16 protein-coding genes and 1 pseudogene are annotated in these 19242 nt (G+C 74.1%); 12 read left to right on the forward strand and 5 right to left on the reverse strand.

Features of this window, described 5'->3' with window-relative positions; all coding sequences use genetic code 11:
• Nucleotides 1-44: 44 nt before the first annotated feature.
• Complete coding sequence (locus tag AY578_RS29490; protein ID WP_019521531.1) at nt 45-1184, reverse strand: acyl-CoA dehydrogenase family protein; 1140 nt, start codon at nt 1182-1184, stop codon at nt 45-47.
• 127 nt (nt 1185-1311) lie between these two features.
• Here AY578_RS29490 and AY578_RS29495 point away from each other — a divergent pair, with 127 nt between their 5' ends.
• Nucleotides 1312-1938, forward strand: a complete 627-nt coding sequence (locus AY578_RS29495) for a TetR/AcrR family transcriptional regulator (protein ID WP_019521530.1) — start codon at nt 1312-1314, stop codon at nt 1936-1938.
• Between the two features lie 37 nt (nt 1939-1975).
• Here the strand turns inward: AY578_RS29495 and AY578_RS29500 are convergent, their stop codons facing one another.
• Both AY578_RS29500 and AY578_RS29505 read right to left on the reverse strand, forming a co-directional pair.
• The gene (locus tag AY578_RS29500) at nt 1976-3517 is read right to left on the reverse strand and encodes an aldehyde dehydrogenase family protein (RefSeq protein WP_258906294.1); all 1542 of its coding nucleotides are present in this window, start codon (nt 3515-3517) and stop codon (nt 1976-1978) included.
• 582 nt (nt 3518-4099) lie between these two features.
• Nucleotides 4100-4975: pseudogene (locus AY578_RS29505) on the reverse strand (oxygenase MpaB family protein); the annotation flags it as partial.
• 206 nt (nt 4976-5181) lie between these two features.
• Here AY578_RS29505 and AY578_RS29510 point away from each other — a divergent pair.
• On the forward strand, nt 5182-6579 hold the full coding sequence (locus AY578_RS29510; protein ID WP_019521527.1) for a DEAD/DEAH box helicase: 1398 nt from the start codon (nt 5182-5184) through the stop codon (nt 6577-6579).
• Between the two features lie 90 nt (nt 6580-6669).
• A complete protein-coding gene (locus AY578_RS29515; protein ID WP_019521526.1) occupies nt 6670-6909 on the forward strand; it encodes a DUF5302 domain-containing protein in 240 nt (79 codons plus the stop codon).
• 53 nt (nt 6910-6962) lie between these two features.
• Here AY578_RS29515 and AY578_RS29520 read toward each other — a convergent pair whose 3' ends face one another.
• A complete protein-coding gene (locus tag AY578_RS29520) occupies nt 6963-7943 on the reverse strand; it encodes a DUF2804 domain-containing protein (RefSeq protein WP_019521525.1) in 981 nt (326 codons plus the stop codon).
• A gap of 84 nt (nt 7944-8027) precedes the next feature.
• Nucleotides 8028-8612 (reverse strand): hypothetical protein, encoded by a 585-nt coding sequence (locus AY578_RS29525; protein WP_019521524.1) that lies wholly within the window; start codon nt 8610-8612, stop codon nt 8028-8030.
• Nucleotides 8613-8908: 296 nt separating this feature from the next.
• Between AY578_RS29525 and AY578_RS29530 the strand changes: the two genes are divergently transcribed.
• The 9 genes from AY578_RS29530 (at nt 8909) to AY578_RS29570 (ending at nt 19217) form a co-directional block, all read left to right on the forward strand.
• Entirely contained in the window at nt 8909-9694 is a 786-nt protein-coding gene (locus AY578_RS29530) for a response regulator transcription factor (protein ID WP_037643018.1), read from the forward strand.
• A complete protein-coding gene (locus tag AY578_RS29535) occupies nt 9691-11145 on the forward strand; it encodes a sensor histidine kinase (protein ID WP_019521522.1) in 1455 nt (484 codons plus the stop codon). Before AY578_RS29530 ends, AY578_RS29535 begins: the two co-directional genes overlap by 4 nt.
• 192 nt (nt 11146-11337) lie before the next feature.
• Nucleotides 11338-11853, forward strand: a complete 516-nt coding sequence (locus AY578_RS29540; protein WP_019521521.1) for a PepSY domain-containing protein — start codon at nt 11338-11340, stop codon at nt 11851-11853.
• Nucleotides 11854-11867: 14 nt separating this feature from the next.
• Nucleotides 11868-13796 (forward strand): WD40 repeat domain-containing protein, encoded by a 1929-nt coding sequence (locus AY578_RS29545; RefSeq protein ID WP_136238368.1) that lies wholly within the window; start codon nt 11868-11870, stop codon nt 13794-13796.
• A 55-nt stretch (nt 13797-13851) separates the two neighbouring features.
• Nucleotides 13852-15729, forward strand: a complete 1878-nt coding sequence (locus AY578_RS29550) for a WD40 repeat domain-containing protein (RefSeq protein ID WP_161230953.1) — start codon at nt 13852-13854, stop codon at nt 15727-15729.
• Nucleotides 15726-16565 (forward strand): GTP cyclohydrolase II, encoded by an 840-nt coding sequence (locus AY578_RS29555; RefSeq protein WP_258906302.1) that lies wholly within the window; start codon nt 15726-15728, stop codon nt 16563-16565. The genes AY578_RS29550 and AY578_RS29555 overlap by 4 nt, the downstream gene beginning before the upstream one ends.
• Entirely contained in the window at nt 16562-17572 is a 1011-nt protein-coding gene (locus AY578_RS29560; protein ID WP_161231640.1) for a formylglycine-generating enzyme family protein, read from the forward strand. The genes AY578_RS29555 and AY578_RS29560 overlap by 4 nt, the downstream gene beginning before the upstream one ends.
• Nucleotides 17569-18366, forward strand: a complete 798-nt coding sequence (locus AY578_RS29565) for a flavin reductase family protein (RefSeq protein WP_258906304.1) — start codon at nt 17569-17571, stop codon at nt 18364-18366. Before AY578_RS29560 ends, AY578_RS29565 begins: the two co-directional genes overlap by 4 nt.
• Nucleotides 18363-19217 (forward strand): carbon-nitrogen hydrolase family protein, encoded by an 855-nt coding sequence (locus AY578_RS29570; RefSeq protein ID WP_019521515.1) that lies wholly within the window; start codon nt 18363-18365, stop codon nt 19215-19217. The genes AY578_RS29565 and AY578_RS29570 overlap by 4 nt, the downstream gene beginning before the upstream one ends.
• The last annotated feature ends 25 nt before the right edge of the window (nt 19218-19242 follow it).

Here is a 19242-nt window from a genome sequence, read left to right on the forward strand (position 1 = left end):
GCCCCCCTGGTCAGGGGACGGGCGGCCTTCATGTGCGCCCCGGCTCAGAGCCCGTACGTCTTGCCGATGACGTCCCGCTGGATCTCGCTCGTCCCTCCGTACACCGTGGAGACGACCGCGGCCCGCAGGTGGCGCTCCATGTCGAACTCCGTGGTGTAGCCGTAGCCGCCCATCATCTGCATGCCCTCCAGCGTGACCTGCTTGGCGAGTTCGGTGGCCTTCAGCTTGGCCATCGAGGCCTCGCGCGGGAACAGCTTCTCCGGGTACGCGTCGCAGTCCAGGGCCACCTCGCGTACCAGCAGCCGCGTGCACTCGATCTCCGTGGCGAGGTCCGCGACGCGGTGCCGTATCGCCTGGAACGAGCCGACGGGCCGCCCGAACTGCTCCCGCTCACGGACGTAGGCGACCGCGTCGTCGAAGGCGCGGCGGGCCAGCCCCAGCATGTTCGCCGCCAGGAACAGCCGCTCGTGGTTGAGACCGGCCATCAGCTGCTTCCAGCCGCCGTTCACCTCGCCCACCACCGAGTCCGCGGGCAGCCGTACGTCCGTCAGATGGACGTCGTTGACCTCCCGGCCGCGCATCGTCTCGATGCCCCGGATCTCCACGCCGGGCGTGCCGGCGGGCAGATGGAACATGGTCAGCCCGCCGTGCTTGTCCTCGCCGGTGCGGGCGACCAGCAGGATGCTCTCGGCGCAGTGCGCGTTGGAGATCCATGTCTTCTGGCCGTCGATCACCCAGCTGCCGTCCCGCTGCTGCCGGGCCCGGCAGCGCAGCGCCCCCACGTCGGAACCGGCCCCCGGCTCCGACATCGCGATCGCCAGCACGTCCCCGCGGACGACACCGGACAGCACCTCCTGCCGCTGCTGCTCCGTGCCGAACCGCTCGTACGCCTTCGCCGTGATCACCGTGGTGATGAAGCCGCCGCACGGCACCATCCCGTACGACGTCTCCTCCAGGAACAGACAGGCGTCGGCCGTGCCGCCGCCCGCGCCGCCGTACTCCTCCGGCAGGCAGACGCCGAGCCAGCCCAGGTCGGCGAGCCGGCGGTACAGCTCCGGATGGTGCGCCTCGCGGCCGCCGCCCGTCAGCGCGTCGCGCTGTTCTCGGGTGCCGCACTCGCGCTTGGCGAAGTCGCGCACGGCCGCCGCGAACGCGGCCTGTTCCTCGGTGAGTCGACTGCCCATCAGGTCCTCCGGGGTCCGGTGCCGTTCGGCGGCTCGGTACGGGTGGGGCGTGATCTGAAGATACAAAGTTATGGTAGTTGTATCAGCGTCTCCAAGGGAGTCGTTCGCCGGTATCGTGAGGAGCACCATGAGAACTGACACGAACGACTCGTGGCTCGCCCGGGCCCTCGCCCGCACGGAGCCCGAGGACGACACGGCGCGGCGCATCCTCGACGCGGCACTGGAGCAGTTCACCCTCCTCGGCGTGCGCCGCTCCTCCGTGGACGACGTCGCCAAGCGGGCCGGTGTCTCCCGGGTGACGGTCTACCGGCGCTTCCAGACCAAGGACCGCCTGGTCGAGGAGACCCTGCTGCGCGAGCTGAGCCGTTTCTTCGCCCGGCTGGACGCCGCGGTGGCCGGTCTGCCGACCATGAGGGAGCGCGTGATCGAGGGGTTCGTCGTCGCCCTGCGCCACACCCGCGCCCACCCCCTGTTCGGCGGCATGCTGCGGCTCGAACCCGAGGTAGTGCTGCCGTACCTGACCGTGCAGGGCGGCTCCTCGCTCGGGGCCACCGTCGAGTACCTGACGGGGCATCTGCGCCGGGCGCAGCAGGTCGAGGGGCGCCCCGACGAGGACCCGCGTCCGGTCGCCGAGCTGATGGTGCGGGTCGCCGTGTCCTTCCTGCTCAACCCGTCCAGCTGCATCGAGATGGAGGACGCGGAGCAGGCGCGGAACTTCGCCCGGCGCTATCTGGCCCCGCTGCTGGACGCCTGACCGCGCCGACGGTGACGGGCAGGCGTCCGAGGGGCGTTCAGCGTCGCCGGTGCAGGGCACGCGCCAGCCGCACCGCGCGCTCACGGGTGGCCTCCGGGACCGCGAAGGAGGTCAGCGCGATCGCCGGGGCGAACCGCTGCACCGTCACCGACTGCACGGAGGTGAACGCCCGCAGCCCCTCCTCGCCGTGGATCCGCCCGAACCCGGAGTCCTGCGAACCGCCGAACGGCAGCGCGGGCACCGCCGCGAAGCCCAGCACCGAGTTCACCGACACCGCGCCCGCGCGCAGCCGCGCCGCGATCGCCGCACCGGTGCGTTTGCCGCCGCTGAACACCGCCGCGCCGAGGGCGTAGCGGGAGGCGTTGGCGCGTTCCACGGCCTCGTCCACACTCCCCACCGCGTTGACGGTCACCACCGGCCCGAACGTCTCCTCCGTCATCGCCGGCGCGTCCTCCGGCACGCCGGTCAGCACCACGGGCGCCACGTACGGCGCGCGCACGGAGTCCGGCCCGCCCAGCAGCGCGCGGCCGCCCGCCGCCACGGCTCCGCTCACATGCCGTTCGACGACGGCGACCTGTCCTGGCAGCGTCATCGGCCCGTAAGCGGCTCCCTCGTCGGCGCCCGTGCGCAGCGCCTTGGCCTTCTCCACCACCCGCTCGCACAGCGTCTCGTGCACCTCGCGCACCGCGTAGACGCGCTCCACGCCCGCGCAGGTCTGCCCCGCGTTGCTCAGCGCCCCCCACACGATCGCGTCGGCGGCCGCCTCCAGGTCGGCGTCGGCGGTGACGATCACGGCGTCCTTGCCGCCGCACTCGGCGAGGAACGGGGTCAGCGTCTCCGCGCACACCGCCATGACCTTCCGCGCGGTGCCGGGCGACCCCGTGAACGCCACCTTGTCCACCCCGGACCGGGCCAGCGCGTCCCCGGTCGCCGCCGCCCCCGTGACCGTGGTGAGCAGCCCCGCGTGCTCGGGCGCGGCGGAGTCGAACAGCTCCGCCAGCAGCACACCCGTGCCGGGAGTCAGCTCCGAGGGCTTGAACACGACCGCGTTGCCCGCGGCGAGGGCGTACCCGATGGAGCCCATCGGCGTGTAGAGCGGATAGTTCCAGGGGCCGATCACGCCGATCACACCGAGCGGGCGGTGCACGAGCGAGGCCCGCTGGTGCACCGTGAACAGCCCCGTCCGCACGCGTCTGCGGCCCAGCACGCGGGCCGCGTTGCGGGCCGCCCACGCCAGGTGCTCCAGCGTGAGCACGACCTCGAGTTCGGCGTCGCCGACCGGCTTCCCGGTCTCCTGCGCGACGGTCCCCGCCACCCTGTCCAGATCCTCGGCGATCGCCTTCTTCCACCGCAGCAGCAGCTCCCGTCGCCGGGACGCGGGCAGCGCGGCCCACCCCGCCTGCGTGATCCGGGCGCGGGTAACGGCCCGGGCCACCTCCTCGGGCCCGTGCGCGGGGTACTCGGCGAGGCGCTCGCCGGTCGCGGGGGAGTGGGCGGTGAAGGTGGCGGCGTGAACGGCGGCGCCGGCAACGGTGGCGGAAGTGGCGCGCGGCGCGGCGTCCGGGGCGGTCTCGGTCATGGGGTCTCCTTACGGGGTGCTCGGACGGGGGAGGGGCCGCGGGGGCGCGGAAACCCCCTCCGGGGACGGCCCGCCCGACGGCTGCGAGTCCGGCGCTCGGGCGTCCGGCGGCTCACCGCCCGTGGCCTCGGCGTCAGCGGGCCTCTCGCCCAAGGACGGGGCATGCGGCGGCTTCTCGGCCGCGGGCCTGGCTTGCGGCGACGTCCGGCCCTGCGACGCGGCGTCCGGCGACTCACCGCCCGTGGCCTCGGCGTCAGCGGGCCTCTCGCCCAAGGACGGGGCATGCGGCGGCTTCTCGGCCGCGGGCCTGGCATGCGGCGACGTCCGGCCCTGCGACGCGGCGTCCGACGGCTTCGCACCCTCGGCGCCCGGCGGGATCTCGCCGGTCGGCTCGGCGGCCGTCGGTTTGTGATCCGGGGGCGCGGCGCTCGGCGGCTTCTCGTCGGCCGGCTCGGTGTCCTGTGACTTCTGGCCCCGGGGCTCGGCGCCCGGCGGGTTCGTGTCCCGGGGCTCGGCGCTCGATGTGCTCTCGCCCTGCGGCTCGGCGTCCCGCGCTCTCCCGCCCGGTGGCCCGCCACTCACCGGTGTCTCGTCCCGCAGGGGCTCCAGCGGCCGCGACTGCGCCCAATGCGGCCCCAAGTCGTCCAATGTCCAACCGAACGGATACGTGCGGGGCTTCGGCCCGCGGGGGAACCGTTCCGGGCGGGCCGGCAGCAGCCGGATGAACTCTGCGCGCAACCGCAGCGCCCGGTGCACCACACCCCGCACCCACGCCGGCTGCGGCCGGAACCCCAGTGCCGTCAGCAGCGGTTCGTCCAGCACGGCGAGCGACGCCCGTACCGCGATCCGGCGCAACGGCGCCGGACACCACGCGGCCATGATGCGTAACGTGGCCGCGGCGACCCGGCGGTTGGCGGGGTCGTAGGCGAACATCTCCCGTTCGTAGTCGTCGTGCAGCCGCTCGAACTCGGCGTAGGTGGAGGGCACGTGGGAGATGCCCATCATCTCGCCCATCCGCCGGCCCACCAGGGCCAGGCTCTCGGTCTCCTGCGCGCACAGCGGACGCCACCCGAACCGGTCGATCCACCGTTTCGGTCCGACCACCGTGGTGGCCAGCACGTACAGGAAGTCCTCGTTGGCGATCCGGTACCGGCCGTGGATGCGGTTCAGGTGACGGGCGGCGGCCCGGCCGTGCTCCGAGTCCGTCCCGTCGCGCACCATCTCGTACGCGATCAGCACCGTGTCGTCGTACCTCTTCTGCCCGGCACGCTCGAACTCCTGCGTGCGGTCGAGCAGTCGGGAGATGCGCGGGACGCCGTAGTCGCGCAGGAAGGCGACCGACGTGCCGTGCAGGTAGTCGCGGGGGAACTCGTACTGGGTGATCCACCGGTAGATCTGCTCGAAGTCCCGCTGCGGATCCATCTGCCGCATCCGGGCGAGCCGGCCGTAACGGCCCATGCTGATGCCTCCTGTCGGCGACGCGGCCCCTGGTGCAACGGTGATACTGAAGCTATTGACTTGTAACATCGACCGTCAAGAGGCCGGGCGGCCCGAGCTGACCCGGTGCACGGACCACCGCCGCCGGTCGGGTCGCGTCCGGTGGGTGATAAGGTGACCCTTTTGCCGGGCCTTCCTCGGCACGTCCCCTGCGGAAGGCTCCCCCCGTGACCCAGCTCCACCCCGAAGCCGCCACGCCCGCCCGAACGCCGGACGGCTCCTCCTTCGCCGCCCTCGGGCTGCCGGAGACCGTGCTGCGCACCCTGGACCGGCTCGGCGTACGGGAACCCTTCCCCATCCAGGCCGCCACGCTCCCCGACGCCCTTCGCGGACGTCACGTCCTGGGACGCGGACGTACCGGCTCCGGCAAGACCCTCGCCTACGGCCTCCCGCTGCTGACCCGCACCGCGGGCCGCCGGGCCGAACCCAAGCAGCCCCTCGCCCTGGTCCTGGTGCCCACCCGCGAGCTGGCCCAGCAGGTCAAGCAGGCCCTGGAGCCGTACGCGCAGGCGCTGCGGCTGCGGATGGCGACCGTCGTCGGCGGGCTGTCGATCAGCCGCCAGATCGCCGAGCTGCGCCAGGGCGCCGAGGTGGTCGTCGCCACCCCCGGCCGGCTGCACGACCTCGTCGAGCGCAACGCCTGCCGCCTGGGCCGGGTGCGGATCACCGTCCTGGACGAGGCCGACCAGATGTGCGACCTCGGCTTCCTCCCGCAGGTGTCCGGGCTGCTCGCCCAGGTGCGTCCCGACGGGCAGCGCATGCTGTTCTCGGCCACCCTGGACGGCGATGTCGGGCAGCTGGTCCGCGACCACCTCGACGACCCCGTCGTCCACTCCGTCGACCCGGCCGGCGCCGCGGTGGCCGGCATGGAGCACCACCTCCTCGTCGTCCACGGCCCCGACCGCTACGCCGTCACCACGGAGATCGCCGCCCGCGACGGCCGCGTCCTGCTGTTCCTTGAGACGAAGCACGCCGTCGACCGGCTCACCCGCCATCTGCGGGCGAGCGGGGTGCGCGCCGGGGCCCTGCACAGCGGCAAGTCCCAGCCGCAGCGCACCAAGACGCTCGCCCAGTTCAAGGAGGGCGGCCTCACCGTCCTCGTCGCGACCGACGTCGCCGCCCGCGGTCTCCACGTCGACGACCTCGACCTCGTCGTCAACGTCGATCCGCCCGCCGACGCCAAGGACTACGTGCACCGCGCGGGCCGCACCGCCCGCGCCGGCGCGTCCGGCCGCGTGGTCACGCTGGTGGCGTCCGGCGGGCGCCGCGAGACGCTCCGCATGCTGGCCGAGGCCGGCATCAAGGCCACCGTCACCCCGGTCCGCTCCGGCGAGGCGGAACTCACCCGCATCACCGGAGCCAAGGCGCCCTCCGGCGTCCCCCTCGACGGCGGGCCCGCCGCGCCCCGCCCCAAGAACGTCAACGCCCCCTTCCGCGGCCTCGGCACCAGCAAGGGCGCCCCGCGCGGCTCCGGCTCCGGCTCCGGTGGCAAGTCCCGCAAGGCCGGCGAGGCACGCAAGCTCGCCGAGGCCCGCCGGGCCGCACAGGTCCGCCGCGGCGGCTGAGCGGCACCGCGCCGCGATATTCGCTGCCCGCACGGTCCCGGGCGTGACAAGCTGTGCTCGCCCGTCCGTCCCCGAACCCAGGAGGTCACCATGACCGCAGAACCCCCCGCCACGGAAGGTTCGGAGCCGGCCGACGCCGCGACGTCCCCGGTCACACCGGAGGCCGACGGCACCTACGACCTCAAGCGCAAGTTCCGCGAGGCGCTGGCGCGCAAGCGCGGCGCCCAGGCGGAGGCGTCCGAGGCCGCGGGCAACCCGAACGCGTCCAAGGTGCGTGCCACGCACGGGCCGGCGACCAGCCAGCGGTCCTTCCGCCGCAAGAGCGGCTGACCCGAACCGTCCCGCCCTGCCCGTGACGCCGACGCGTCACGGGCAGGGCGCTCTCACCACCGGTTGCGGGCCTCCTCCGCCCAGCCGGTGAGCCCGTCGAGATCCATCCAGGAGCCGTCGTCGGCGCGGGCACGCCCCGTGAAGCTCCCGAAGCACTGGTGCGTGTCGTTGGACACCACCAACAGGTTCGTCCTGGCCACCCGTACGTGAAAGGGACGGAACTCCGCCTCCACCCGGGGCCCGGTGATCCGCCACGGCCGCAGCCAGTCCGTACGGTCGTACTCCCAGACGAGGTCGTCACCGATCTTGTGCAGCCGGCCGTCCACGAACAGCGCGTTCTCCGTCGCGCCCGTGCCGTCGGTCCACCGCCCCCCGAGCTGGACCGCACGCCCCGGCGCGCAGCCCGCCGCCCAGTTCCAGGACACGGAGTACGGCCACTTGCCGCGCCCGTGGTCCAGGACGGCGAACGAGTCGGACGCGTCGAACGTGACATCGCGCGAACCGAGTCGAAGACGCCCGTGCACCGGGCGGCCGAGGTCCTTGACCGTGTACTGGAACCGGCGCTCGCTCCACGGCACGACCACGCCCAGCGACTCGTGCCCCGGCACCAGGGGCGCCTCGGCCTCCAGCCGGACACCGGGAGCGGCGGCCGTGAGCGTAGTGCCCTCCGCGTGCTGCACGAACTCCACCGTCACCCCGCCGCCCCGCGCGGACGCCGTCCCCTCCCCGCTGCGGTCCGGCATGCGCACACCCCGCGCCAGCGGCGTCACCGCGTCCTCCGCCAGTTCGCGGCCGGTGGCCCGCTCCAGCACGTACACGCCGTGCGTGCCCGCGTAGTCGAGGGAGGACGCGACCAGGCCGACGATGTGCGTCGGGGTGACGATGCCCCAGTACTCCCAGCGCTTGGCGCGCCCCCAGCCGCGCAGGTTCGCCCGGTGCAGCGGCCGCCGCGTCCAGCCGACCGCCGCAGGGTCGAGCCGCCCGTCGGGGAGGCACAGGTCGACGGGCGAGGTGATCTCACGGTCGGCGGTCATCACGGCTGCGGCCCTTTCACCAAGGCGGACGCCTGTCGGCTCTCGGGCCCGAACGGTACCGGTACCGGTCAGGAACGGGCGGACTCAGGTGTGGTCGTCGTCGGGGTCGTCGTCATCGTCGTCATCGTCATCGTCGTCGTCGGGGTCGTCGTCATCGGGGTCGTGGAGTTCGTCGTCATCGTCGTCGTCCTCGGAGGCGCTCGTCCCGGGCCGTGCGCTCACCGGGGGAGCCGCCGCAGAGGAGGACTCCGTTGCCGGAGGAGCCTCGGGCGTGGTCCGCTCCGGGGTCGGGGACGGGTCGGCCGGCACCGCCCCACCCGGCGAGCCGCTGTCGGAGGGGGCGACGACCTGCGAACTGCCCCCGGCGGGCCGGGTCTCGTCCGAGGTGAACGTGACGCTGTCGGTGACCATCGCCATCACCAGCAGCGCCCCCAGCAGGACCGCGCCCGCGACGGCCGCGGTGACGGCCGTCGCCCTCGGGTCGCCCAGCCGCTCCCACAGTCCCGGGCCGTCGTCGGGGCGTTCGCCGTCGACGAGCGGATCCGCCGGGAACACCTGCGTGCCCGTCAGGTCCTGCGGGCCGGGGACGTCCGGGCGCGGGCCGGAGCCGTCCGTCGAGTCGGGGTCGTGCGCGAACCGCGAGGGCTCGTCCTTGCGATCGGGTGACACGGTGTCCTTTCCTGCTTCCGGAGGAGGCCGTGGGCACGCCGCGACGACGGACCCTTCGGCCGGTCGCCCGGTGGTGCGCCCACGATAGGAGACGCTCCGGCAGGCGCGGGGAAGGGCCGGCACAGCGGAAGGTTAAGAAACCTCCAACGTTCCTGCCCGGGCCGCGACTTCGCGCCGGCCTCTGATCAGGCAGCACGGCGGCTGAACACCCTGTGGCCCGCACACGTACTCGACGGTGCCGGGCCGTCCGACCGTCCCGCCCCCGCCCGCCCCTCAACCCCCTTGTGAGTCTGCCGATGCGTGTCTTGCTGATCGAGGACGACGATCGGGTGGCCGGCCCGCTGACGGAAGGGCTCGGCCGCTTCGGCTTCACCGTAGAGCGCGCCCGTACAGGTGCCGACGGACTCGCCGCCGGCGCCTGCGACATGGTGCTGCTGGACCTCGGGCTGCCGGACATGGACGGCCTCGAGGTGTGCCGTGCGCTGCGGCTGCGCTCGCAGGTGCCGATCATCATGATCACGGCCCGCAGCGACGAGGTCGACCGCGTCCTGGGCCTGGAGATCGGGGCCGACGACTACGTGTCCAAGCCCTTCGGCGTCCGCGAACTGATCGCCAGGATCAGGGCCGTCACCCGCCGGACCCAGGCGGTGGCCGGAGCGCCGCCCGCCACCACGCCCGGGGCCCCCGGGACCGCACCGGCCGCACCGGGGGCCGGTGTGCCGCCCCGCCCGCCCCACACCGTCCAGCGGATCGGCCCGCTGTCCGTCGACCGCCGCACCCGGCAGGTGCACCTGGGCGAGGAACCGGTCACCCTCTCGCCGAAGGAGTTCGACCTGCTGGCCTGCCTGGCCGACGACCCCGGGGCCGTCTGCACGCGGCAGCACATCCTGGACACCGTCTGGCAGCCCAACTACTTCGGCCCGACCAAGACGCTGGACGTCCACATCGCCGCCCTGCGGCGGAAACTCGGCGACTCCGCGTGGATCGACACCATCCGCGGCGTCGGGTTCCGGCTCCGGCCGCCGGACGAACCCGGCGGCGCCATGGCCGTCTGGCAGGGGGCCGGGGAGCACCACCGGTGACCCGGCGCCTGCTGCTCAGCTACCTCAGCCTCACCCTGCTGGTGCTGCTCGGCCTGGAGGTCCCGCTCGGCTACTTCTACGCGCGCGGCGAGATCTCCCGGTTCACCGGCGACGGGCGCCAGTCCGCGGAACTGCTCGCCCAGGCACTGGAGGTGCGGGTCGAGCAGCGGGCCGCGACGGACATCCCGGCGCTGGTCACCGACTTCGTGAACGACAGCGGCGCCCACGTCATCGTCGTCGACGGCACCGGCAAGGTGATCGCCGACTCCGACACGGCCACCGCCGACGGCACCGACCTCTCCGGCGACCCCGACATCGCCGCCGCGCTGCGCGACCGTGCCCTGTCCACCACCCGCGAGGACCGTGTCGTGCAGGGCGACGCGTTCACGGTGACCGTGCCCGCCTCGTCCGGGGCGACGGTCCGCTGCGTGGTGCGTGTCTCCTACCCGGTCGCGCCGGTGACGACGAAGATCCGCGGGATCTGGACGACCCTCGCCCTGATCGGCCTGGGCGTGCTGACCGCGGTCGCCGCGATCGCCTTCGCCCTCGCCCGCTGGGTGACCGGCCCCGTGCGCGCCCTGGAGGCCGCCACCGCCGAACTCGCCGAGGGCAGACTCAACGCGCCGCCGACCACCTCGCAGGGCCCGCCCGAACTGCGCCGCCTGGCCTCGACGTTCTCCCGTACGGCCGCCCGCCTCCAGCATCTGCTCCAGACGCAGCGCGCGTTCGCCTCCGAGGCCTCCCACCAGCTGAAGACCCCGCTGACCGCACTGCGCCTCCGGCTGGAGAACTTCGAGCCCTACCTCGACCCGCGCGCCCACGACAGCCTCGACGAGGCGGTGGGCGAGGTGGAGCGCCTCGGCCGCATGGTGCACGGACTGCTCGCCCTCGCCCGGCTGGAGAACTCCGCGACCGCGCCCGAGGCCACCGACCTCGACGCCGTCGTGGCGGACCGCGCCACCACCTGGACCGCGTTCGCCGCCGAGACTTGCGTCGACATCGTGGTGACCGGCGAGCCGGGCGGCCAGGTGTGGGCCGTGCCCGGCGCGCTGGAGCAGATCATCGACAATCTGCTCTCCAACGCACTGCGGGTCGCGCCGCCCGGCACCTCCATCACCCTCGCCACCCGGCACACCGGTGGCGGGCGGACGGCCGCCGTCGAACTCCATGTCATGGACCAGGGCCCCGGCATGACCGGGGCCGAACGCGAACGCGCCTTCGACCGCTTCTGGCGGGCCGCCGACTCCTACCACGAAGGCACCGGCCTCGGCCTGCCCATCGTCCGCCAGCTGACCCGCGCCGGCGGCGGCGACGTCGTCCTCGCGACCGCCCCGGGCGGCGGTCTCGACGCGGTCGTACGGCTGCGCCCGGCAGGCGGACGGACCGGCCACGGCACCGGCCGGCACCATCCGGACCACGCCGCCCGGGAGGAATGGGTGTCCGCGTACTGAGCGGCACGTCCGCCCGCGCCGAAGCGCTTCAGGCCCGCATGTCCGGCGTACGGCACAAGGAAGTCCCAGCACGAGGTTAAGGCCCGGCAAGACTTGGAGAGGTCCGGGCCAACGTTGCTGCCACAGCGTCGGATGCGCAGCTCAGCACCTCAATACTCGCTGGTGTTCCGACCGGACGACGTGGAGGAAACCATGCGGAAGAGGAATGCGATCGCGGCCATCGTGGTGAGCGGCATCATGATGGGCGGTGCCGGCATCGCGATGGGCGGCGAAGCGGCGGAGAAGTCCTCCGCCCCTGGCCCGGCCGTGTCACTGCGCACCGACAAGGCGTCCGGCACCGCGGCCGGCGCGGACCTCGCAGTCAACTCGGTGGCCGCCGCGACCGACGCCGTCATCCGCGCGATGGGCGACGGACGCGTCAGCGAGGTGACGTTCACCGAGGAGAACGGGCGCACCGTCTGGAAGGTGACCGTCGACCAGGGCAAGGGCCCGGTCCGGGTCACCCTCGACGCGGGCACCGGCGAGATCACCGGCACCGCCGCCGTCGCCTCGACCACCGACGACTGCGCCACCTCGCCGGGCACCGGCACGGGTGACGACCGCGACGATGACGACGACGATGACGACGACCAGGACGATGACGACGACGACCTCGACGACGATGACGACGAGGGCCCGGACCGCGACGGCGCGGAACCGAACAAGTGAGGACGGCCCGGGAAGTGACCTCCACGGACCGCATCGTCAGAATCGTGTACGCCGAGGGCGCGGGACTCCTCGCCTCCGACACCCACGGACGCGTCCACCTGCTGGACGAGCGGCTGACGCCTGTCGCCTCGTCGCCCTTCGTCCCGGAAGGCCGGCCGCTGTACGGGCTGGCCGTCGCCGGCGGGTGGGTGATCGGCAAGGACCGTATGGGCGCGGTGTACCGGTGGTCCCTGGACACCCTGGACCTGGTCGACCGGCTCGACCCGGCGACGGTGTGCGACCGTTCGACGCTGCGGCCCAGGGAGGAGCCCTCCCCGTGCAGCTCCCGCGGCATCGGCGTCTGGCGCGACCGCGTCTGGGTGACCAGCGGCTACCACCGGCAGATGCTCGTGCTGGACCTGCACACCTTCGAGGTGCTGGAGATCCGGCCGAACGTCTGCGGCGACAGCCCCATGGAGTGGGCCTGCACCGAACACCCCGTCCGGCATGCCGTGTCGGACAAGCACGGCAACCTGCGGTTCGGCTCCTTCGAGACCGGAGCCTTTCCGGAAGTGGTCAAGCTGGACGAGGGCAACATCCACCGCGTCCGCTACGACGCCCGGCACGACCGTTTCTGGGCGACGCAGGACTTCGGCGCGGGCGACAACGCCGACGTCGCCAACGGCGTCGTCGTGGTGAGCCCGGCCGGGGAGAAGGAGGACGAGCTGCTGTTCGCGCGGGACGACGTCGAGTTCGTCGCCTTCTCGCCCGACCACGCCCGCGCCTACGCCGGCGGGTTCGACGGGGAGCTGCACATCTTCGACAACACCCGCCGCGAGCTGCGCGTCGAACGCACCGTCACCGGATTCCCGCACCAGCTCGGCGACCTGACCGTGGGCCCCGAGGGACAGGTGTACGTCCTCTGCCAGGACGGCACGATCGTCGAACTCGACGCCGCCGGCGACCTCGTCCGCGACAACGGGCAGCGGCGGCAGGCGGTGTGGGACCTCCAGCCCTCGCGGGAGGACCCCCGCACGCTGTACTGCGCCACCGACTCCGGGGTGAGCGTCGTCCGCGTGGCGGACTCGGCCGCGGGCCCGATGATCCGGCCGGAGGCCGAGCATGTCACCGGCTGGGGCTTCACCCGGCGCGTCGCGTCCGTCGAGGGCGGCTTGGTGGGCATCACCCGCGACCGGTTCGTCTTCCGCGCCGACCGGGACGGCACCCCGCGGTGGCGCCTGCGGCTGCCCGACCTGCTCCACACCGTGGCCGTCTCCCCGGACGGCACGCGGGCCCTGGTCGCCACCAACGGCGGAGCCGTCGAACTGGACACCGCCGACGGCAGCCGCCGGGCGAGCCTCGGCGTGGACGGCCTGCCCGTCTGGGCCACCGCCTACCTCCAGGACGGCGCACGTGTGCTGATCACCCGCAACGGCGTCATCGCCGTCCTCGACCCCGAGGGACCGCGCGTGCGCTGGCGCTTCGACCAGGGCGAGTACCCCAAGCGCGCCTGGACGCAGGACGGCCGCCTGTACGTCGTCGGCGACGGCGGCCTCAAGGAGATCGAGGTCGGCGTGGGCGTGGCGGCCCGCTGGTCGAAGCTGCTGTCCAACACCGTCGAGAACGCGGTCGTCTCCGACGGACTCGTCGTCGCCTCCTCCTACGGCATGCAGCTCGCCTCCTACGACCATGCGGGCGTCACCTTCGCCGGGCTGCTGGAGGACCTGCCCGACTACCCCAAGGCGCTCGCGGTCGTCCGGGACGCGCAGGACGCCCCCCACCTGCTGGTGGGCTGCCGCACCGGGCTGCTCTCGCTCTACCGCATGGACCCCGGCGCCCGGGGTCGCCGCGGACGCCCCGTGCTCGCCAAACTGCGCGACCACTGGCTGCCCCGCCACCGGGTCCGCTTCGCCCTGGAGCACGGGGACGCCCGGGACACCGTCCCCGCCGGCGCGGCCGGCTGACCTCACGCGCCACCCGCCCCGAACCCCACGCACCGAGAACGAGGAGGGACACCTCTTGCGCACCATCGACCTGCGGCCCGGCCCCGACGGCCATGCGGCACCCGTCACCGACGTGGCCTTCCGGCCGGACGGCTCACGGCTCGCGACCGCCTCCTACGACGGCACCGTGCTCCTGTGGGACGTACGGGATCCGGCGGCGCCCGCGCCGCTGACCCGGCTGCACCACCGCCGGCTGGTCAACGCGGTCCGCTGGAACCCGGTCCGCCCCGACGTGCTGGCCACCGCGTCCGCCGACAAGACCGTCGCCGTGTGGCGGGTGCCCGAGAACCCGGACGACGACCGCCCGGAGCTGCTCACCGTCCTCGCCCGGCACCTCGACGACGTCAACGCGGTCGCCTGGATGCCCGACGGGGAGCGGCTGATCTGCGTGTCCGAGGACGGCCGTGCCACCCTGTGGAACACCCGCACCGGCGCCTTCGCCGGAGAGGCCGGCGCGCACGCCGCGCACTGCATGATGGTGTCGGTGGGCCCCGGCGGCCTGATCGCCACCGTCGGCGAGGACGGGCTGGTCGCCGTCACTGACCCCGACCGTCCCGGCCGCTCCGCCGAACGCCGCTGCCCCGCCTCCGTCGAGGGCTGCGCCTGGTCGCACTCCGGCACCACACTGGCGATCACCCGGGACGACGGCGTGGCCGAACTGCTCGCCCCGGACCTGACGGTGATCCGCGCCGTCACCGTCGCGCGGACCGCCGCCCGGGCCGTGGCCTGGGCGGAGGACGACTCGATGTTCGCCGTCGGCGCCTACGACGGATGTCTGCACGTGTTCGACGCCGACGGCCGCCGGCTGCACCAGGTGCGCGACGCCCGGATGTGGCCCAGGTCGGTCGCCGTCGCGGGCGACCGGGTCGCCGTGGGCAGCTTCTGGAACGGCCCGCACGTCCTCGACCTCACCACGGCGGCGCCCCTGGCGGAACCCTCGGCGCCCACCCACGGACCCAACGCGATGGCCGTCCTCGACGGCGAACTCCTCGTCGGCTGCGACTCCGGCACGGTCGTCGCCTTCGACCCCGACGCGGACGACACCGCCGCGGGAGCACGGGTCATGCCGGTGTCCGACAGCCCTGTGCTGTCCCTCACCGCGGCCGACGGACAGTTCTACGCGGGGACCTACGCCGGGATCGTGCACCGCTGCAATGCCGGCGGCGAACTGCTCGCCGTCACCGATCCGTTGGGCGCCCCGGTGCCCTCGCTCTGCCGCACCCGCGACCTGCTGGTGGCCGGCACCTACAACGGCGCCCTCGTCGGCCTGGACCCCGCCGCGCTCACCGAGACCGGCCGCGGCGAGCCCCACGACGGCTCGGTGAAGTCGCTCGTGCCGCTCGGCGACGGCTTCGCGTCCGCGGCCACCGACCGCACCGTGGCGGCCGGCGGCCTCTACGACCGGACGGTGCTGTGGGAGCACGGCAACCTGGTGAACGCCGTCGCCGTCCTCGGAGGCCGGGCTGTCGCCACGGCCTCCCGCGACCACACCGTCCGGGTCGGGCGGGTGCGGGCCGCCGACGGGGGAGAGGGCTGGGAGGTGGTGCGCGGCGCGACGCTGCTCGGCCCCGACGAGTCCGTCAAGTGCGTGGCGCTGCTGGGCGACCCGGAGTCCCCGGTGGTGCTCGCCGGCAGCTACGACTTCGGGCTGTACCGGTGGCGGACCGACGAGGAGGGCGCCGGCCTGCGCTCGGGCCGGCTCGTCGACGAGTTCCAGCAGGGCGTGTCGTGCATGGCCCCGCTCGACGAGCGGCGCGTCGCCGTCGCCGGCTGGGACGGACAGATCCTGGTCGTGGAACTGGACCCCGACGGCGAGGTGCGCGTGAGCCGCCGCTTCGACCTCGACGCGCTCGCCCGTGAGGCCTGCCGCAGGACGTGGGCGGTGGCGGGGTGACGCCGCGCACCGGCCTCACCGCACCGGACGCCACTCCGGCCGCCGTGGGGAGCCCGCAACCCGGTGCCCGCCCGGAGCACGCCTCCCGGCCCGCCGATCCTCACCCCGCGGACGCCGTCCCCCGCCTCGCGGCCGCCGGGCCGCACCCCGCGGCCACTGCCCGGCAGCCCGCCGACACCGTCCCGTCCCGCCCGGCCCACGTCCGCGCCCGCGTTCCCTTCACCCTGCGCCGCGCCGGGAACCGCACCGCCGAACTCGTCACGTTCCATGCGCCGCCCGACGAGGGCGAGCACATCGCGGTGCTGTTCCCGACGCCGGACAGCGGTGAGCCCGAACGTGAACCAACGGATGCGCACGCCCCGTTGGTCCGGCTGCACAGTGAGTGCCTGACCGGCGACCTGTTCGGTTCCGCCCGCTGCGACTGCGGACCCCAGCTCGACGAGGCCCTCGCCCTGCTCGCCCGGCACGGCGGCGCCCTGCTCTACCTCCGCCAGGAGGGCCGCGGCATCGGCCTCTACAGCAAACTCGACGCGTACGTCCTTCAGGACGCCGGCGCGGACACCTTCGAGGCGAACCGGCTCCTCGGGCGCGGCGCCGACGAGCGTGACTACCGCACCGCCGCCCTCATGCTCCACGCCCTCGGTCTGCGCCGGGTCACCCTGCTCACCAACAACCCCGACAAGGAACGCCAGTTGCGCGCCCACGGCATCGAGGTGACCGCCACCCGGCCCACCGGTGTGCACGTCACCCCCGACAACACCGCCTACCTGGAGGCGAAGGCCCGCGGCGGCCACCGCCTGCCGTTCGGCCGGCCCGGCACGGAGGAGCCCGTATGAGACTCGAGGACGTCGCCGCCTCACCCCACTTCCGGGAGCGGGCCGAACCGGCCGACCCGCGCCGCTTCCGGCCCGCCCCCGAGGCCGCCGCACGCCTGACCGGGGCGGGGCGGCACGAGCTGGCCGCCCTCGTCGAGAACCCCGCCGCCCCGCTCGCCGACCGGCTGGCCGCGGGAGGCATCCTCGCCCTGACCGGCGACCCGCGCCTGACCGCTGTGCCGCCGGTGTGCGCCGTCCCGGGAGGCACCGTGGAGATCGGGCTGCCCGGGCGGGAGGTGACCGACACGGTCGCCCGGTGGGCGCACGTGGGCGTGGAGCGCGACTGGGTCGAGAAGGAGACCCCGGAGCACCGCGTCGAACTGGCGGACTTCCGCATCGCCATGTATCCGGTCACCAATGCCGAGTACCTGACGTTCCTCCGCGACACCGGCCACCCCTCCCGGCCCACCACCTGGTATCTCGGCGCCTACCCGTACGAGCGGGCCAACCATCCCGTCGCCGGGGTCGCCCCGGAGGACGCCGACGCCTACGCGGCCTGGCTGGCCCGCCGTACCGGACTGCCCTGGCGGCTGCCCGCCGAGGCCGAATGGGAGTACGCGGCGAAGGGCCCGGACGGGCTCGAACACCCCTGGGGCGACAGCTTCGACCCCGAGGCCGCCAACACCCGGGAGACCGGCGTCCACACCACCACCCCGGTGGGCGCCTTTCCCGCGGGCCGCTCGCCGTTCGGCGCGCTCGACATGGGAGGCAACGTCGAGGAGTACGTCGCCGACACCTACCGTCCGTACCCCGGCGGTCCGTTCGTGCCCGATCACCTGGTGGAGACGATGGGGGAGTACCGCGTCGCCCGCGGCGGCAGCTTCTGCCGCTACGGCGACCTCACCCGCACCCGCCGCCGCCACGGCCCCTTCCCCGGCCCGCTCTACCCGGTCGGCTTCCGCCTGGCTCTCAGCACCCCGCCGTCCCCTCCCGCGGGCACCGGACCGGAGGAGGGGAGGGACGCATGACGCGAGACCTCCCCGGCGACCTGTGGAAGAAGCTGACCAGCACGGTCGGCCTTGTCGTCACCCGGCACGACGGCACCGTCAACGTCATGGCGGCCGAGTGGGCCACCTTCGTCAACAAGCAACCCCTATACACCGCGGTCGCGTTGGGGCCGCGCACCGCGAGCCGCCGACGCCTCGAGGCGGCGGGCGAGTTCTCGGTCACCCTGTGCGCGGAGGGCCAGGCCGCGCTGGCCGACTTCGCGGGCAGCTTCTCCGTCACGGACATCGACAAGACCGGCAGCGACCTGGTCCGCCTCGGCACCCCGGAGGCGACGGCGACCCCCTGGGTCACCGGAGGGGTCCTGGCCGTCGAATGCCGGCTGCGCGAGACGGTGCCCCTCCCGTCCCACACCCTCTGCATCGGGGAGGCCGTCGCCGCGCACCTCCCGGACGAGCCGCCCCCGCCGCTCGTCAAGCACGGCGGCATGCACACGCTCGGCGCTCCGGTCCGCCGCACCGACGTCGTCGCCGCCGCGCAGCTGCGACCCGACGGCACCCTGCGCGTCGCCGCCACCGGTCCGGCCGCCGAGGCCCGCGCACCGTGGCAGGTCACACTCCTGCCCCCGGACGGCCCCCCGGTCCGCCTCGGCGCTCACCCCCCGACCCCGCACGGGGACCTCCTCGCCGATCTCCCGTTGCCGCCCGCGGTTCCCGCGCACGGGCTCCGCGTGCGCGTCGAGCGCGGCCACGCCACCCCCGGCACCGCGACCGTCTCCGCACCCCGCCCCGCCCCCACGACAGGCACCCCTCGATGAAGGACCCCGTGAGCCTCGACGCCCTCCCCGTCCGTCCGCTGCGCACCGCCGTCGTCCAGAACGCGGCCCGCCCTCTCGACGTGGCCGCCAACGCGCAGGAGACCGCCGCGCGCTGTGAGCGGGCGGCGGCGCAGGGCGCGCGGCTCGTCGTCCTCCCCGAACTGCATCTGACCGCCTACGACGTGCGCGGCCTGATGGACGCCCCCGCTTCGGCGGTGCTGTCGGCCGACGGCGCCCGGCGCGTGACCGACAGGCGGATCGCACCGCTCGCCGACGCCACGGTCCGTCACCGCGTCACCGTGGTCGTCGGCGCCCCGGTCCGCCACCCGGACGGCCGGCTCACCAATTCCCTGCTTGCGGTGACACCGGACGGCGCCGTTACCGCCCTCTACGACAAGCGGCACCTCTGGCAGGACACCGAAGCGGCCCTGTTCACGCCCGGCACCGGCGACCCGGCCACGCTGACCGTCGACGGCTGGCGCCTGGCGCCGGGCGTCTGCTACGACATGTCGTTCCCCGAACACGCCCGCGCCGCCGCCCTCTCAGGAGCCCACGCCGTCCTCTACGCCTCGGCGTTCGCCGCCGGCACGGAGCACCGGGCGGCCGTCTACTGCAGGGCCCGAGCCCTGGAGAACACGGTGTACACGGTCTTCGCCAACCCCCTGGACGGCCCCTCCGGCCGCCCCTGCGAGGGAGCCAGCGCGATCCACGCCCCCGACGGCACGACGCTCGCCGAGGCGGCCCCCGGCGAGGACACCGTCCTCGTCGCCGACCTCACTCCCGGCCGGCTCGCCGACGTCCGCCGTCACCTGCGTATGCTCGCCGAGCTGCGGACGTCGGCACCCGCGTGACGGGTGGGGGCGGCCCGCTCTCGAA

Source organism: Streptomyces thermocarboxydus, from assembly GCF_024760485.1.
Taxonomy (GTDB): Bacteria; Actinomycetota; Actinomycetes; order Streptomycetales; family Streptomycetaceae; genus Streptomyces; species Streptomyces cellulosae.